The 17,043-nt window shown below is 39.6% G+C and carries 13 protein-coding genes; 11 read left to right on the top strand and 2 right to left on the bottom strand.

Annotation, left to right across the window (positions count from 1 at the left end; all coding sequences use genetic code 11):
* Positions 1 to 11: 11 nt before the first annotated feature.
* Positions 12 to 2,558 (bottom strand): penicillin-binding protein 1A, encoded by a 2,547-nt coding sequence (locus H9I37_RS05015; RefSeq protein ID WP_187381365.1) that lies wholly within the window; start codon positions 2,556 to 2,558, stop codon positions 12 to 14.
* A 210-nt stretch (positions 2,559 to 2,768) separates the two neighbouring features.
* Here H9I37_RS05015 and flgB point away from each other — a divergent pair, with 210 nt between their 5' ends.
* The 8 genes from flgB to fliJ all read left to right on the top strand — a co-directional run bounded on the left by flgB (position 2,769) and on the right by fliJ (position 9,948).
* The gene (flgB, locus tag H9I37_RS05020) at positions 2,769 to 3,185 is read left to right on the top strand and encodes a flagellar basal body rod protein FlgB (protein ID WP_187381366.1); all 417 of its coding nucleotides are present in this window, start codon (positions 2,769 to 2,771) and stop codon (positions 3,183 to 3,185) included.
* 110 nt (positions 3,186 to 3,295) lie between these two features.
* Positions 3,296 to 3,754 (top strand): flagellar basal body rod protein FlgC, encoded by a 459-nt coding sequence (gene flgC / locus H9I37_RS05025; protein WP_187381367.1) that lies wholly within the window; start codon positions 3,296 to 3,298, stop codon positions 3,752 to 3,754.
* Positions 3,755 to 3,783: 29 nt separating this feature from the next.
* Positions 3,784 to 4,182 carry a flagellar hook-basal body complex protein FliE gene (fliE, locus tag H9I37_RS05030; RefSeq protein WP_187381368.1) on the top strand — a complete coding sequence of 133 codons (399 nt, stop codon included), beginning with the start codon at positions 3,784 to 3,786 and terminating at the stop codon, positions 4,180 to 4,182.
* Positions 4,183 to 4,308: 126 nt separating this feature from the next.
* On the top strand, positions 4,309 to 6,015 hold the full coding sequence (gene fliF / locus H9I37_RS05035; protein WP_187381369.1) for a flagellar basal-body MS-ring/collar protein FliF: 1,707 nt from the start codon (positions 4,309 to 4,311) through the stop codon (positions 6,013 to 6,015).
* Position 6,016: 1 nt separating this feature from the next.
* Positions 6,017 to 7,129 carry a flagellar motor switch protein FliG gene (gene fliG, locus H9I37_RS05040; RefSeq protein WP_187381370.1) on the top strand — a complete coding sequence of 371 codons (1,113 nt, stop codon included), beginning with the start codon at positions 6,017 to 6,019 and terminating at the stop codon, positions 7,127 to 7,129.
* Between the two features lie 21 nt (positions 7,130 to 7,150).
* Positions 7,151 to 8,083, top strand: a complete 933-nt coding sequence (gene fliH, locus H9I37_RS05045) for a flagellar assembly protein FliH (protein WP_187381371.1) — start codon at positions 7,151 to 7,153, stop codon at positions 8,081 to 8,083.
* Positions 8,083 to 9,501, top strand: coding sequence for a FliI/YscN family ATPase (locus H9I37_RS05050; protein ID WP_187381372.1), 1,419 nt, complete (start codon positions 8,083 to 8,085; stop codon positions 9,499 to 9,501). The genes fliH and H9I37_RS05050 overlap by 1 nt, the downstream gene beginning before the upstream one ends.
* 24 nt (positions 9,502 to 9,525) lie before the next feature.
* Positions 9,526 to 9,948 (top strand): flagellar export protein FliJ, encoded by a 423-nt coding sequence (gene fliJ, locus H9I37_RS05055; RefSeq protein ID WP_187381373.1) that lies wholly within the window; start codon positions 9,526 to 9,528, stop codon positions 9,946 to 9,948.
* Here the strand turns inward: fliJ and H9I37_RS05060 are convergent.
* Positions 9,938 to 11,608 (bottom strand): nucleoside kinase, encoded by a 1,671-nt coding sequence (locus H9I37_RS05060; protein WP_187381374.1) that lies wholly within the window; start codon positions 11,606 to 11,608, stop codon positions 9,938 to 9,940. The two genes, fliJ and H9I37_RS05060, sit on opposite strands and share 11 nt — an antisense overlap.
* A 149-nt stretch (positions 11,609 to 11,757) precedes the next feature.
* Here H9I37_RS05060 and H9I37_RS05065 point away from each other — a divergent pair, with 149 nt between their 5' ends.
* The 3 genes from H9I37_RS05065 (at position 11,758) to H9I37_RS05075 (ending at position 16,839) form a co-directional block, all read left to right on the top strand.
* Complete coding sequence (locus tag H9I37_RS05065; protein WP_187381375.1) at positions 11,758 to 12,501, top strand: YebC/PmpR family DNA-binding transcriptional regulator; 744 nt, start codon at positions 11,758 to 11,760, stop codon at positions 12,499 to 12,501.
* A gap of 264 nt (positions 12,502 to 12,765) precedes the next feature.
* On the top strand, positions 12,766 to 13,290 hold the full coding sequence (locus H9I37_RS05070) for a CDP-alcohol phosphatidyltransferase family protein (RefSeq protein ID WP_187381376.1): 525 nt from the start codon (positions 12,766 to 12,768) through the stop codon (positions 13,288 to 13,290).
* Positions 13,291 to 14,058: 768 nt separating this feature from the next.
* The gene (locus tag H9I37_RS05075; protein ID WP_187381377.1) at positions 14,059 to 16,839 is read left to right on the top strand and encodes an InlB B-repeat-containing protein; all 2,781 of its coding nucleotides are present in this window, start codon (positions 14,059 to 14,061) and stop codon (positions 16,837 to 16,839) included.
* Positions 16,840 to 17,043: the final 204 nt, after the last annotated feature.

A 17,043-nucleotide genomic window follows, 5' to 3' on the forward strand; every position in this document is an offset into this window, starting at 1 on the left:
CAACTTCAATTTTATTCCATCAAATAGTTATAATCAAGGGCGTTGTCTTTTGTCTCCGGCTCTTCTTCATTTTCATCATCGCTGTCGGAAGTGTCTGATGCAGAAAGCGGTTTGTTGAGGTCATAAGTGAGAGGCGTAAAATCGTAATCAAGGCTGAATTTTTGCCCTGATTTATACATCAGTTTTTCGAGACGTATCAACGAAAGTTTTGAAGTTGAAGAATTTGAGTGAATTTGGCAAACTTCTGTCGGTTGAGTTCCTTCAAGATACCATTGCGTTGTTTTGTGATCTCCGCACGCTTCTGTTAAAAGTTGACCGCTTTCGCTACAGACTGTAACTTGAATTACGCCTGAAGCAGGTTTTATCCAGTCTTTGTAAGGTAAGTCTGCATGAACTTTGCCAAAATATTCGCCCCATGCATGACCTGCAAGTGTAGAACCTGTAATTCTCAATCCAAGTGATTGACCGGGTCTGTCAAATCCAAACCAAAATGCAGCCGAATAATAAGGAGTGATTCCGCAAGTCCATGCATCTGCCCAGTTTTGTGTTGTTCCTGTTTTTCCACCGGCAGGCATGTGATAAAAATTTCCATTCGCGCCGTGGTATTCAAAACGCCACCTTTGTTTAGCAAGTGTACCAACGCCATTGTTTACAGTCTGTTCAAGAAGCTTAGTCATGACAAAAGCGTTTTGAGGTGAAATAACTTGAATCTTTTCACCTTTTGCGGCCTGTTCTTTGCGAATTTCAAGCTCAGGGTTCAAAATTACGTTTCCATTTTTATCCTCGACAGTCCTGATCGCCATTGGTTTTATATCTTTACCGCCGTTTGCAAAAATAGCGTAAGCACGTGCCATTTCAACGGGTCGAACAGAACATACACCGAGCCCGAGAGGGTAAACAGGGTCAAAAGAGCGTGAAGAAATTTCGTCTTTTGGAATACCTAAAAGCGCAACTGCTCTGTTTATCGCCGCTTCAAAACCTATACCGTCGAGCACTTTAAGAGACGGAACGTTCATCGAACGAATCAAAGCATAATATAAAGGTACGTTTCCTACCCATTCTCCGAGGAAGTTCAAAGGAATGTAAGGCTTTCCATCTGCTGTGTGAAATACAACCATGCTGTCGGAAATCTGGGTAGTCGGAGTAAATTTTCTTGAATCAATCGCGGCTGAATAATAGAGAGGCTTGAACGCTGAACCCGGTTGAATTTTAGCCTGGGTCGCTCGAATAAACTGATTATCTGAATCAAACTTGCTTCCACCTACAAGGGCGTCGATGTAACCGTTTGAGTGGTCAAGCGCAATCATAGTTCCTTCAATCGTCGTCTTTTCTTCATTCTGTTTAGCTAGCGCCGTAGCCCGATTTACTATATTCACTTTGAGTTTGTCTGTTCCAGTCATCATTGAAACGACGTCAATAACAGGTGTGATTTTATTTATAAAAGTGCTGTTTGCAACTATTTCAGCGCGCTGTTCGCTGACTTTTAATTCAGGGATGTTGAGAAGAAGAGCCATCATCTCTGTAAGCGGAATATAAGTGTTGAATGCGACATCGGTTTTAGAAGAGTGTTCTTTTTTATAGCGTTCATTCGCGGTTTCAATCCATTCTGTCATAACATTTTGCGCAATCTGCTGGTGAGCTAGGTTTACTGTCGTGTTTACAGTGAATCCTGAAGTGTAAATATCGTCGGAACCGTAAATCATTCCTGTCAGTTCCCTGCGCACGTATTCACTGAACCACGGAGCTTTGTCATCGCGCATCATATATGCCGATGTCGACGTACGAGTGTAGTCAAAATTTGACCAATAGTTTTCAAAAGATTCATCGGCTTGCTGTTGTGTTATAAAACCGGACGCAACCATTGATTTTAAAACATATTTTTGACGGTCCATCGCTCTGTTCGGATGGTCAAAAGGATTGTAAAATGCCGGGTTTGAAAGCTGAATTACGAGAATCGCAGCTTCGGCAGGCGTAATCTCAGTCGCCGAATGTCCAAAATAATATTTAGAAGCGGCATTTACACCGTATGTGCCACCGCCAAAGTAGATTTTATTCAGATAAAGTTCCAGAATCTCGTTTTTAGAGTAACGGCGTTCCATCTGAATCGCCCACCAAAGTTCCTTGAGTTTTCGCAAAATACTTTTGTCTGCACGATCGCAATAAAGCGTACCGGCAATCTGTTGAGTCAATGTCGAACCTCCACCTAGTGAACGACCTGTAAGGATGCCCGCAACGCCTCGAAAAATCGCTTTTAGGTTGTACCCGTTATGAGAAAAGAAGACCCTGTCTTCACGTGTGATCAAGGCATCTACCATGTGCTGAGGAAGATTGTTGTAAGCGATGATTTCGCGTTTTTCATCAGATGCAAATTCTGTGATTATTTCGCCGTTTATATCAAGAAGTTTTGTAGGAAGCGCTGTATCAAAATCTTTTATATATTCGGAATTTATTATATTTTTAGTTTCTGAAAGAGACCAGCCGAGAATCGCTCCCAGAATTATTGTATTAAGCAAAAAAAGTGCACTAAAAATAATTCCCGATTTTTTTATTTTTATCATGGTCTACCATTATAGAGAAAAAAGAATATAGATACAAGTTACAAGTTTTTCGTATGTATTTGTAGAAGAACTTCAACCTTGCTGATAAGAATCAGCTAGAGTTATCAAAATAAGATTTTTAATTTGACATAAAATTAAACTAAACAATTTTTTTCAGCTTCCGAAAATCAAAGTAGATGTAAACAAATTATAATTGGAGGAAAGCCAAATATGAACAGTTTTACGCGCTCAATTGACTTATTGCAGCGTGAAATGGATGTAACTTCACTTCGTTATCAGGTCAGTGCAAACAATCTTGCAAACAGTGAAGTTCCAAATTTCAAACGCTCTACAGTCAATTTTGAAAGTGAGCTGAAACGCGCACTTAATTCGGAAAAAATCGCTGCACAGGGACCACATCTCAACGTTACAGATGAAAGACACATTCAGATTAATACACCTTATGATTACCGAGATGTTTCTCCTCGCCGTGTAGTCGATTATGTCTCTACATCAAAAGCGAATGGAAACAATGTTGACGCTGAGTACGAAGCAAACAACATTTTACAGATTCAGATGCAGTACAGACTTTTGACACAGTTGGCAGGTTTTGAATTTGAACAGCTGAATACTGCAATGAAAAAATAATTTTGATTTGCTAGCCGCATAGTAAATGTGCAATGGCTGCAGCACTCGGAGTTTTTGCGAAATCATTTTCGAGTTTAAAAGTTTATCAGTTTTTTAAGGAGTAAAACGGTATGGGAATGTTCACTAGTATAAATATTGCTGCAACTGGAATGTCTGCAGAAAGGCTTCGCAGCGACGTAATTTCAAACAATATTGCAAACGCCTCAACGACTCGTACTCAGGAAGGCGGCGCATTTAAAAAATCGACAGTTGTATTGAGACCTGTTTCAGATAAATCTGCGCAGTGGCGCACTCCGTTTGTCCCTTCGGATTTAGACAACGGTCCTGGAAAAGGTGTCAAAGTGATGGAAATCACAAAAGATACATCTCAGGGACGGCTTGTATACGACCCAGATCATCCCGACGCTTTTAAAAGCGGTCCGAACAAAGGGTATGTTGAATATCCTAATGTAAATATTGTAAATGAAATGGTAGATTTAATATCTGCGAGCCGTGCATACGAAGCCAACGCAACAGTTATAGACGGTGCAAAAGATATGTTTAAAGCGGCACTTGATATCGGAAGATAAGCGGTGTAGACTCTTGACAGGGTGGTGCTATGAAAATACCAGAATTAGATTTCGGCAAAGTTCAGTTGAATAGAACTGATGTAAACCATTTTGGAAATGGAAAAATAAAATCTGTCACACAAAATCTCTACAGTTCTGAGCCTGTCTCTAAAACAGCGGGGATCGATAGAAAATCTCAGGCAGCTTCAGTTCAGCCTGCATCTCAGACAAAGTCTTTTCAGGATTATCTTATTGAAGCGGTCAGCACTGTCAACACTCAGCAGATAGAAGTTGCTGATATTCAGGAAAAACTTATCACAAACCCTGATGATGTTGACATTCACGATGTTACAATCGCTATGTCAAAGGCAAGAATGTCGTTGAACCTTGCTCAAACTGTTATCGACAGAATTGTCTCAGGCTGGAACGATATAACTACAACGAGGTAATTTGCAAAAAGTGTCTAACTATCGTTAGTAAATAGTTTTTTATTGTCAAATTTGTTTTTTTGTGCTACAATTAATCAAATTTACTATTAAATTTAGTATTTTTGAATTCGTTCACGGGAGGGACAGATGAACGAATGGCTTAAAAAGGTAACCGATTCAATCAAAAACATGTGGTCGAAGTGGAAACCGATACAAAAAGTCATATTATTTGGCATTATAATCGTTGTAATTGTCGCAATTGTTGCGGCGGCAAGGCTGTCTGCAAAGCCTTCTACTGTGCGTCTTTTTAATTCACCTGTAACCGATGAAACTTCCAGAACAAAAATTATGGACAGGCTTTCTCAGGAAAATATTGACGCTTGGACAACAAGTGATGGCTACATATCCGTCGCCGATGATAGGACCGCACGCAAAATGCGTGAGATCCTGATCAGCGAAAACCTCGTTCCTTCTTCTGTAGATCCATGGGCAGGTTTTTTTGACAGAAGCTGGTCAACAACAGATTCGGATCAGAACGTAAAACTTAAAAACTCAATCCAAAGACAGCTCAGACAGCATATCGAATCGATCTCCGATATTCAAATGGCTGATGTAAACATCGTTCTCCCAGAAGATAAATTGTTTACTGCTGATCAAAATCCTGTGAGCGCGAGTATCCTTTTAAAAGTGAAACCCGGCAGCACTCTATATCAAGATAAAAAAAGACTTCTTGGAATTCAAAATTTCGTTCTCTCAGCAATTGAGGGGCTCAAAGCGGAAAATCTTGTCATCACCGACAATGAAGGCAATCAGATAAACGATTTTGAAAGCATGGCGGAATACGACCGTTTAACTCTGATTGAAAAGACAGAAAAATTTAAACTTCAGCAGGCTGCAAAAATTCGCGCCAAAGTTTTGAACCTTTTTGTAAATACTTATACGGAAGACCGCTGCCGAGACATGGTTGTCACAATCGAGATGGATACTTCCGAAAAAACTAAAGACAAAACAGAATATAAGCCGTTTATAGTCCGTGAGGACAATCCTGATACTCCATACGATGATTCCGAAATAAAAGACGGCGTTGTAATTTCTGAACAGAAAGTAAATAAAGAATGGCAGGGAACAGGATATAACCCGGAAGGTCCTGCCGGTGTTGAAGGTCAAAATCCACCTGTTTATAGCGATAATTCAAACGTGATCGGCAAGTCTGTTGAGACCGGTACAACTACAAACTATGCGTACAATCAAGAACGCACGACAGAAAATACGGCGCCAAAGATTGACCGCATTTCTGTTTCTGTAAACCTTGATGGGAAGTGGAAAATCTCTAAAGATGAAAAAGGAAATCCGCTCATTGATGAAGAGGGGCATTTTAAACGCGTATACACGCCGATTTCCGAAGAGGATTTAAAAAAAGCCGAAGACAGCATAAAAGGGGCGGTTGGATACAATCGTTCACGCGGTGACTTAGTCGTAGTTACAAATATTGCATACGATAGAGATACAGAATTTGAAGAAGAAGAAGCCGCTTATTTTTCAGCATTGCAGAGAAAACGAACGATTCTTCTTGTTCTTGTTGCTGTTGCTGTTGTCCTCGTCGGCTTTATCTTATTCCGTATTATCAGTCGTGAAATGGAACGCCGCCGCCGCGAAAGAGAAGCGAGACTTCTTGCAGAGCAGCAGGCAGCACGCGAGAGAGCACTTTGGGAAGCAAAAGACGATGGAATGGAAGTTACAATGTCTGTCGAAGAGACAAGGCGCATGGAACTTTTGGAGAACGCAGTTTCTATGGCAAAAGAGCATCCTGAAGACGTTGCAATGCTCATCAGAACTTGGTTGATGGAGGAGTAGTATGGCAGACGAAGCAGCAGAAAAAACGTCATCGAGCCCTAAGCCAGTTCCAAAACCTGGTCAGTTAAAACCTGCTGGTTCTGGAAGCGGAAAAAAAGGGTCGGCAAAAGATTATAAAAGTTTAACAGGTCGTCAAAAAGCGGCGATTTTCCTTATTTCGCTTGGCCCTGAAGTTTCTGCGGAAATTATGAAACACCTTCGCGAAGATGAAGTTGAGACGCTGACATTTGAAATCGCACGTCAGGAAAAAGTAAACCCCGAGTTTAAAGATGCCGTCCTCGAAGAATTTCAGGAGTTGATGAATGCACAAAACTTCATCACGACAGGTGGTATCGACTATGCTCGAGAACTTTTGGAAAAATCTCTCGGTTCACAAAAAGCTATCGATATCATCAACAGGCTTACTTCAAGCCTTCAAGTTCGTCCGTTCGACTTTATCCGTCGTACAGACCCTGCGCACCTTTTGAACTTTATCCAGCAGGAATATCCTCAGACTATCGCGTTGATTCTCGCTTATCTTGAACCTGGAAAAGCAGCTGTCATCATGCAGAACCTCCCTGAAGATATGCAGGCAGAAGTTTCAAAACGACTCGCAACGATGGACCGTACATCTCCTGATGTATTGCGTGACGTTGAACGCGTATTGGAAAAGAAACTTTCTACTTTGTCTTCGGAAGACTATACAGCGGCTGGTGGTGTTGAAGCTATCGTTGAAATTTTGAACCTTGTTGACCGTTCGTCTGAAAAGTCTATCATCGAATCACTCGAAGAAGATGATCCTGATTTGGCAGAAGAGATTAAAAAGCGAATGTTCGTATTCGAAGATATCGTTATGCTCGACGACCGTGCAATTCAGAAAGTTCTGCGTGATGTTGACCAACAGGAACTGGCAAAAGCGCTTAAATCTGTCGATACTGAAGTACAAGATAAAATCTTCCGCAATATGTCTAAACGTGCCGCATCTATGCTCAAAGAAGATATGGAATTTATGGGACCTGTCCGCTTAAAAGACGTTGAAGAATCTCAGCAGAAGATTGTATCTATCATCAGACGACTCGAAGATAACGGAGATATCGTTATTGCTCGCTCCGGCGAAGATGAACTTGTTACCTGAGTCGCATAATAGGAAGTCAATATGGCAAAAACTGTATTTCGCCCGGGAGAGGCAAAAAATCTTGAAAATAAAGTAATGCTTCCTCTTTTCAAAGACTATACTCCTGTGGAAACAGATGTTGAAGAAGTTGTTGAAGAATACAAGGGACCTACTGCCGACGATTTGCGCAAAGAAGCTGAGCGATTTAGAGCTAATTTTGAACTTGAAAAAAAACAGATGATAACTGAAGCGCAATCTAAAGCTGAAAAAATCATAAAAGATGCCGAAGAGACTGCTTTTTTGGAAGTAAAACGTCAGACAGATCAGGCTGCCGTTATTAAAACAGATGCGGAAAACGAAGCTGAAAAAATTATAGAAAAAGCAAAAGCGGAAGCCGGGCAAATTATAGCTGATGCCAATTCTCAAAGAGAAAAACTTACGAGCGACGCACATCTTGAAGGTTTTAACCAAGGACAAAAAGAAGGCTACGACAGCGGTTATGCGGAAGTTGAACGCCTTATAAATAGAATGCACAAGATTCTTGAATCAGTTATGGCTCGCCGTGAAGAAATTCTTCAGGATACTGAAAGTCAAATTGTTGAGCTTGTCATCTTGATGGCACGTAAAGTTGTAAAAATTCTTTCCGAAAATCAGAAAAATGTCATCATGGCGAATACTCTTGCAGCCCTTAAAAAAGTTAAGACTCGCGGCTCTGTAACGCTTAGGGTAAATATAGAAGATGTAAAACTTACATCGGCTCATGCTCAAGAATTTATTCAGCATGTTGAAAACGTCAAGGGAATAACTGTTCAAGAAGATTCTTCTGTCGAAAAAGGCGGATGTATAGTTGAAACAGATTTTGGCGCAATCGATGCTAGAATTTCTAGCCAGCTTACGGAACTTGAAAACAAGATTCTTGAAGTATCTCCATTGAAAACAATCAAACGACAGGATTCTCTCACCGGAGCAGATTGATGAAATCCACATATACTGGGGAATTTAATTTTTCAAAATATCTCGAAAAAGTAATTGATGCAGAGACTATTTTGTACACAGGTCGTGTAACAGCAGTGCGTGGGCTCGAAGTTGAAAGCGAAGGACCTCGCTCTGTGATCGGCGAAATGTGTATCATAAAATTGCAAAATGGTGTTGTTTTACAGGCAGAGGTTGTCGGGCTCGATGATAAAATAGTTCACCTTGCACCGTTTGGTGAGACAAAAGGAATAGAAGTCGGTTGTGAAGTTGTAGCAACCGGTCAGACGCTGATGGTTCCTGTGGGAAAAAATCTTCTTGGACGTATGTTAAACGTCACAGGTCATCCGTGCGATGATAAAGGAGAGCTTGTTCCAGAAACTTATTATCCCGCAGTCGCAAATCCGCCTTCCCCAAATGAGAGAACTGATATAAACCGTAGGATCACAACTGGAGTTCGCTCAATCGACTCTCTTCTTACAGTTGGAAAAGGTCAGCGCCTTGGCATTTTTGCAGGTTCCGGAGTTGGAAAATCTACTATGTTGAGCATCATCGCGCGAAATACAAATGCAGATGTAAATGTGATAGGGCTGATAGGGGAACGTGGACGTGAAGTTTTAGACTTTGTAAAACGAGATCTTGGTGAAGAGGGGATGAAACGTTCAGTGCTTGTCGTTGCAACATCTGATGAACCTTCAATCTGTCGTCTTCGCGCAGCTCAAGTTTGTACAGCAATTGCAGAATATTTTCGTGACCAGGGAAAAGACGTAATGCTGATGATGGATTCTGTCACGCGTTTTGCTCATGCTCAGCGTGAAATCGGGCTTGCAAACGGTGAACCTGCCGCTCAAAAAGGTTATCCGCCGAGTGTTTTTGATATGATTCCAAAACTCCTTGAGCGCTCAGGAACAAATTTAAAAGGTTCAATCACAGCGTTCTATACAGTTCTCGTAGATGGAGATGATATGAACGAGCCGATTACGGATAAAGTTCGAGGTACGCTCGATGGACATATTGTTTTAAGTCGAAAACTTGCACAGGCAAATCATTATCCGGCAGTTGATATTCTCCAGTCTGTTTCCAGGCTTTCAAGGCGTGTAACAGGAATGCAGACACGCAAAGCAGTTGGGCAAACTCGCGCTTGGATGGCAACTTATCAGGAGAATGAAACGATGATTTCAGCAGGAATTTACCAAAAAGGTAATTCCACTTCGATAGATGAAGCGATAGATAAACATGAAGCAATTGAAGAGTTTTTAAAGCAGGACGAATATGAACCTTGCCCTATGGAAGAAACTCTTAAAAAATTCTCAGAATTGACAGGAATAGACATTCCAGAGGATGAATACGTCGAAAATCCGGCGAGTTTAATTCCGTCAACTGCACAGATTGTCGATGCAAGCAAGCGTTATACCGAATAATTTTATTTTTTGGTGCTGATATAGATGAAAAAATTTTCTTTTGAGCTTCAGAAAATTCTTGATTACCGTAATTTTGAAAAACAGCAGGCAGAAGGTGAGCTTGCAAAATCTATTTCTGTTGAAAATGAAATAAATGAAAAACTAAAATATATTGCCGAGCAGTATGCGGCTTCAAAAGCTATGATAAAAGGCTCGCTTAATTTTGATGATGTGATGAGTCAAAGCCAATATAAAAATCTCTTGAATTATCAAAAAGAAGAATTGTTAAAACAACTTGCAGAGGCAAAACTGATTACGGAACAAAAAAGGGAAGTTCTCAGGCAATGCATAAAAAAAACGACTGCTCTTGAAAAACTCCGCGATAATCAAAAAGCTGATTGGAAAGCAGCTGCTGATTATGAAGAAGCAGAACTCCTTGACGATGCAAACTCAAAAATCAATATTTAAATGCACTGTCACCGATAAATTCACGGATGATCGAACGAGGAGGAACTGCAGTCGGCGCAATAGTCGCAAAGTTATCTAAGAATGCTAGCAATCTTCTCGCTTCTGAATACTCTTTTTGACTCGGTTTTACTTGCCTCAAAAGTGGGTCAGCGTAAACACGCAAAACAGATAGTTCGTAATCGAGCGCAGTGTTTAATATTGCATCAGCATTGTTTTGAAATGGGAAAATATGAAGTTCTTCGCCCTTAGTTACGCTAGGCCACATTTCAATGGTCCCGGCTGCGCTTTTGCCGCGAAAGTTGTTGTCTCGAACAATGCGTCTGAGCAATCGGTTGTCACTCGTCGAGATTCTGTTGTGGTCATCTAAGTTTAGCTGTGTCAAAGCTGAAAGGTAGATATTAAACTTGAATTTTGAAGGAACTTTTGAAGTCAGTTTTTCATTTAATCCGTGAATTCCTTCCATAATCAATATTTCATTTGGGGCTAGTTTTATCTTGTTGTCATCTTCGTAATAACTTGTCCCTGTGTGAAAATCATAAGATGGAATGTTGACTTCTTTTCCATCAAATAAATCGATGAGGTTTTGATTTAAAAGTTCAATGTTCAGCGACTCGAGGCATTCAAAATCCGGCTTTCCGTCTGGTCCAAGTGGTGTTTTATCGCGTCCGACATAATAGCAATCAAGGCTTATCACCTTTGGCATATATCCCATAGCCTGAAGTTCGAGCGCGAGTTTTTTTGCAGACGTCGTTTTTCCTGATGACGACGGGCCTGCCATCAATACTATTCTGACTGTTCCTTTTCCTATTATCTGAGAGGCGATTTTAGATATATTTTTTTGTTGGTAAGTTTCTGTTATTTCTATGAAGTCATTTATTTTTCCGTCAGCGATAAGTGCGTTTAAGCTTGCGGCAGATGTGACGTTGATTCGTTTTCCCCACTCTTTGTATTTATGATAAATTTCAAAGAGTTTTGGTTCATCTTTAAACGGCATAAGAGTGTCAGGGTCGGAAGATTTTGGAAATCTGAGCAGGAATCCGTTTTGATACTTCATCAAGTCAAAGACTTTCAGCACGCCAATAGAAAGCACGAGCGGTTCAAAAAATAAATCAGAAAAATCTCCAATCGTGTTGATTTTTACCCCCGACATACAGTTGAAATTTAACTGTTTTCTTGTTTCCGTAAGGTTTAACTTTTCAAAAAGTTCTTCAGCTTCCTGATAAGAGATAATTGAAGTTGTAATTCTGATATTTTCTTTTATAAGCCTTTTCATCTCTTTTGTAAGAGCATCGAGCTCTTCTTGGCGAGTTTCAATTTCGTTTTCAAATGTGTAATAATATCCGTATCCAAGACTGTGTCCAACTAACAAACGTCTATCAGGAAAAAGGTTGTGCGAAGCGGCTGCAAGAAGAAGACAAAGGGAACGGCGGTAGACTAAGGCTCCCGATTTTGTGTTGCTGAGGACAGGCTCAATTGTGCATTTATATTTTATGCGTGAATCAAGAGATTTTATCTCATTGTTGACACGTGCTGCATAAATTTTTTCAGATGGGAAATTGAACTTATCTGTTATTTCGTATATTGGCGTGTCGTACTTTACTTTAATACAATCAATTTTGTTATTCGGATTGATTAAAGAGACTGAGATATCGTTATTCATATTGACCTCGTTGATAGCGTTTTATTTTGATATTCTCTCATTATATATTGAGATTTTTTAATTGTAAAAGAAATATTGAATAAGTTTTTGTTTTGTGTTACATTAAGTGGATAATTCAGCATATTTATTAAACATATAAGGAGTTCCTAATGTCAGGACATAGTAAATGGGCCACCATTAAACACGCAAAAGGATTAGCCGATGCAAAACGTGGTAAGATTTTTACAAAATTTATTAAGGAAATTTCTATCGCCGCTCGTATGGGTGGTGGAGATCCAAACGCAAACCCTAGACTTCGTACAGTAATAATCAAGGCTCGCGCCGCTAACATGCCAAAAGACAATATTGACCGCGCGATTAAAAAGGGTACCGGTGAAGATGGTGGAGCGGCATACGAGGAATATCTGTATGAAGGCTACGCTCCTGGTGGAGTTGCTGTAATGGTTGAGGTTCTCTCTGACAATAAAAACCGCGCCGCGGCTGACGTTAAGAATATCTTTACAAAGAACGGTGGAAACCTTGGAACTTCCGGTTCTGTATCTCGCATGTTCCAGAGGAAAGGCACAATCGAACTTGATGCAGAAAAAGTTTCGGAAGATGAGGTGATGGAAGTTGCTTTGGAAGCTGGCGCCGATGATATCGTAAATGACAGCGGTGTAATCACAGTTACTACAACTCCAGACGCTTTTTCTGGCGTTGCGGAAGCTCTTCAGGAAAAAGGATTTGAGACACTTTCTGCCGATGTTGGAATGGTTCCAGATGCCTACACTCCTGTTGATAAAGAGACTGCAGCTCGTGTCCAGAAATTGATTGACCGTCTTGAAGACAACGACGATGTTCAAAACGTATATCACACAGCTGAATACCCTGATGACTTTGAGCCAGAAGAGTGATAGTTGAAAGTTTCTTTGAAAAAGTTGCGGATGATTGAGGCAACCTCTTTGAAATCTGTAGTATTTTAATAAGCCCGTTACCTAGTGTAGCAGGCTTATTTTATAAGTTGCACAATTTCATGGGATGATTGCGAAAAACTTAATTGGCACTTTGAAAACCATGGTGAAACCTGTCTCTGATTCCGCCGTAACCCTAAATATGTATGGTGGGAAACCGACAAAAAATGAGCTTTGGCAACGAATTTAGAGTATAGAAGGATAGTGATGCCACTTGGAAAGCAAATAAAAGCCAAATATATAATCCCAACATTCGTTACTTTATTGAGGTTGATTGCAGCGCCTATTTTCTATTATGAGTTTTTAAATAACTCTTGTGTCATAGCGTTTTCTATTTTTATATTCGCGGCTCTGACAGATATTGCGGATGGTAAAATCGCCAGAAGCCTAAATGCGACAAGTACATTTGGGGCTTTTCTCGATGTTATTATAGATTTTGTACTTATTATCACAGTTTTTTTAGCTTTTTTTAAGCAGAAATGGTATTGCATATTTGTGTTTATGCCGATTTCAATATCATTTATAAATTTTATTATTGGATCGAGACTAAGAAAGCCGATATATGATCCGTTAGGAAAGTATATGGGAGCATTTGTAATGATTATAATCGGAATAACATTATTGTTTCCGTATGTTATAGTGAGAAAAATATTAATATATTTGCTTGCAATTTTTTTCGTCGTAAATATATTCAGCCGGACAATGTATTTAAAAAAAATTAATTCAGAATAAAAAGAGGTTAAGTTCGGGGAATAGAGCGGTACTTTGCGCTGGAAGGAATAAAAAAATAATCTGAATAATTCATTGGGCTACATTCATTATCTCATTTCTGATTATAAAAAAGACCGCTGGTATCGCCGTGATGCATTAATTCAACTGCATGAAAAGTCCGATAACACAGTTTTCAAAGCCGACAAAGGGGACAAGCCACAAATATATGTTTAAGCGAATGTTATACGGACTCGTCTCAAGGGTGTTTATATATATAAAAATTTACATATTTTAAACATGAATTGAAATTCTTGTGATATAATCTTAGTTGATTGATGTGTTTTATGTATACAATGACGACGATTAAAGAGGACCATTTGTTCAGCATTGCCTGTTTACTATGGATATATTGTGGCTCACGCCTTTTCTGATATGTTCTCAATGAGAGGAAAAACAGGTCTTTAGATTATATTATGATTTTTTGTTTACAACCACTTGACACATTTTCTCTAATTACTCAAAATTCACAGCACAGCACAGCACAGCACAGCACAGCACAGCACAGCACAGCACAGCACAGCACAGCTATAACTCTGCCCGAAACAATTTTTCGGGCTGCACGCATTTTAAAGATTGCCGTGTCGAATACGGCAATGACATTAAGCCGCATTCTATTTTCTCAACAAGGACACAAGCCCATACTATAGGACGAACACAAACGCCTTATAGCATGGGCTTTAAATATTTTACATCTGCGGTCTATGACCGTAAAAAAAAGGACTTTTTTGTATGAAAAACATGTTTAAATCTCGAAAATTAGATTTAATAGGAATACTTGTACTTTTTACAGCAGTATTGCTTATGTTTAATTTTGCTTCTTGTAAAACTGAGATAGAAAGCACTACTACCTACTACACCGTAACATTTGATGCAGATGGTGGAAGCGAAGTTTCTTCTCAAAAGATAGAAAGCGGAAAGAAGGCAACTTCGCCGGACTCAACAAAAACCGGTTATTATTTAAGCGGTTGGTATAATGGAGAAACTGTTTTTGACTTTCGTACACCAATTACAAGCGACCTTACACTAAGAGCAAAATGGACGGCATATAAATACACGATCGTTTTCGACAAAAACGGCGGAACAGGTGACGATATGCAAAGTCTTTCCTGTACTTATGATAAAGATGTTGCTCTTACGATGAACTCATATACGGCGCCTGCAGGTAAAGTTTTTGTTGGCTGGGCACTTTCTAAAGATGCTGCAACTCCCGTGTATTCCAATGGCGAAACTATAAAAAACTTAACTTCAAAAAATGGAGCAGTTATAACCCTTTATGCAATTTATGACACCGGCTATTCCGTGTTTTATGCTGATGGATTAACTTATGAGGATATTACAGTTCCAGCAGACAGTACAAAGTATAGCGCAGGTTCAACAGTAACGGTTTTGTTTGATGGAATTGGAAAACGCCTCGGTTATAATTTTGTAGGTTGGAGCGACGGCGAAAATACTTATACTTCCGGCGGCACAACTACTTTTCAGATGGGAAAAAGTAATGTTACGCTTACAGCACTTTGGGAAACTAATATCAAAGTTTCTTTCTCTGATGATTCAATAAATCTTTTGCCGCTAAAATCTGCCACAATAGATGTAACGGTAACTAATCCGGATTCCCTAAGCCTTACTTTTAGTGTAAGCTCGAGTTCATATTCTAATGTAAGTGCAAGTTGGGATCCAACAAACAAGCAGATTACGCTTACAAACAACTTGCCGTATCTTTTTGCTGATAAAATTACAATTACTTTTGAAAACACAACCTACGGAATTTCAAAAACACTAAATGTAACAAGTCTTGTCAGCGACTCTGACATAGACGGAACTCTTACTGTAAACTCTGCTGAAAGCACGGCACTTTCTGATTGGACGCAGTTAACGTATAGCACAGAGAAAAAAGTCTATATCTACAAGTTGAACTGCTCAAAAGCGAATGTTGCGTACAGAATTTTAAATGCCGACAGTGTTTTTGCGATACGATCTGCTATGCAATCTGCCGGAATCACAGTGATTGACAGTAAATACCATTTGTTTGATTCTTCTTCAAATGAAATTGCAGGTATAGATGATGGTGATTTAAGTGTTACTCCGGAAAAAAGTTGCACTTATTATCTTGTAGTTTATCCATATCGTTACGGTAACTCCAACCCTACACAATATGTTGGAAGCACCGCAATCTATACTTATTCTGTAAGTGCCATAACATCGCTTTTGCTTTCTAAAAACGCTGTAACGCTTGATGCAGGCGGATATATAGATATACCTGTAACTTACGCAGGGCCTGAAGGCTATAAAACTCCAAGTTTTGTGGTAACAGCAAGCGGTTCAAATAGTACCGGCTCAGAACCTACAAGCTATTCTTCTGGAACAATGACTGACAATGGAAACGGAACCCGTACTTTAAAAATCAGGGCGATGAACCCGGGTGGAAGCAATACAATAACGCTTAAAGATTCAGTTTCCGCTCTTACTGCTACATGCGCAGTAACCGTAAACCTTAATACAAGTTCTATTGACGCAATAATTAATATTGGAAGTGGAACTAGTACAACATTAAGTGATTACACACAGGGAACATTTACAAACGAAAAAGGCTCATTTGTATACTCGCTAGCTCTTACAAGTGGTAAAAACTATTTTTTCGAATCTTCCGACTCAAATACAAGCATATTACCTTCAAACGTAGATAGCGTATTCATTCTGTATGATGCAGACGGTGCATATTTAAAAGCGTGGGATGATTTATTAACCTACGTTCCAGAAAGAAACGGCACTTATTATTTAGTTTGTCGCCCTTATAATGCGAGTTCAAAAGGGAACTTTGCAGTCCATGTATATGAAACAAAACCGATTACCGGCCTCGCATTTTCACAAAATACTTTGAGCGTAAACTCCGGAACAACGGCAACGCTTACTGCAACTTACACAGTCCCGGCAGGCGCAAGTCCAGTTTTTAAAGTTTCTTCAAGTGCAGACCATGGAGAAAGTTACAGAGCAAGTGCAAGTTTTACCCAAAATGGAAGCGGCAGCGAAACTATTACGGTTTACGGAGCTCTTCCCGGAACTGCTACAATTACCTTAACTGATAGTGTTTCTTTGTTAAGCATTCAATGTACTGTAACAGTCAGCATTGATGATTCTTCTGCAACAGATATTTCATCTAGTTCAATCGGAAATGCGGCAAGCACAACACAAAGTGATTGGACACAAGTTGCTCTTACAAGTGCCGGTCAGGCAAGTGTCTATAAAATCTCACTTGAAGCAAATAAAAAGTATACTTTTGAAATAGCAGATTCAGGTTGTAACCCCGGCATGATGGTAAACGGAACAAAAGTTGATGCTATGTTTAGTTTATATGATTCAAGTTCCACTGTTATAAGTCAGTTAGACGGTTCAAGTTCTGACGACAAAATTACAGTAACTCCGCAAAGTAATGTAAGCTATTACTTTATTGTAAGTCCATATGATCCCGGAAGAACGGGAGCTGCGGCATTCCACGTGTATGTGAGTGAATAAAAAAATGAACAAAGAAATTTCATCGGATACAATCTTAGAACTTAACTTTACGGTATATAAAATAAAGCTTGTTGCATATCGGTTATAAAATCGATTCTCTGACAGATTTTATTTTTAAAATTTGGGTATTGTACAATACCCAAAGGGCTTGAAAAAGCCCTTTGGAGCGAAGTCCTTGCGATGCTCGACTTCGCCCCAAAATGA

This window comes from Treponema sp. Marseille-Q3903 (assembly GCF_014334335.1).
Taxonomy (GTDB): Bacteria; Spirochaetota; Spirochaetia; order Treponematales; family Treponemataceae; genus Treponema_D.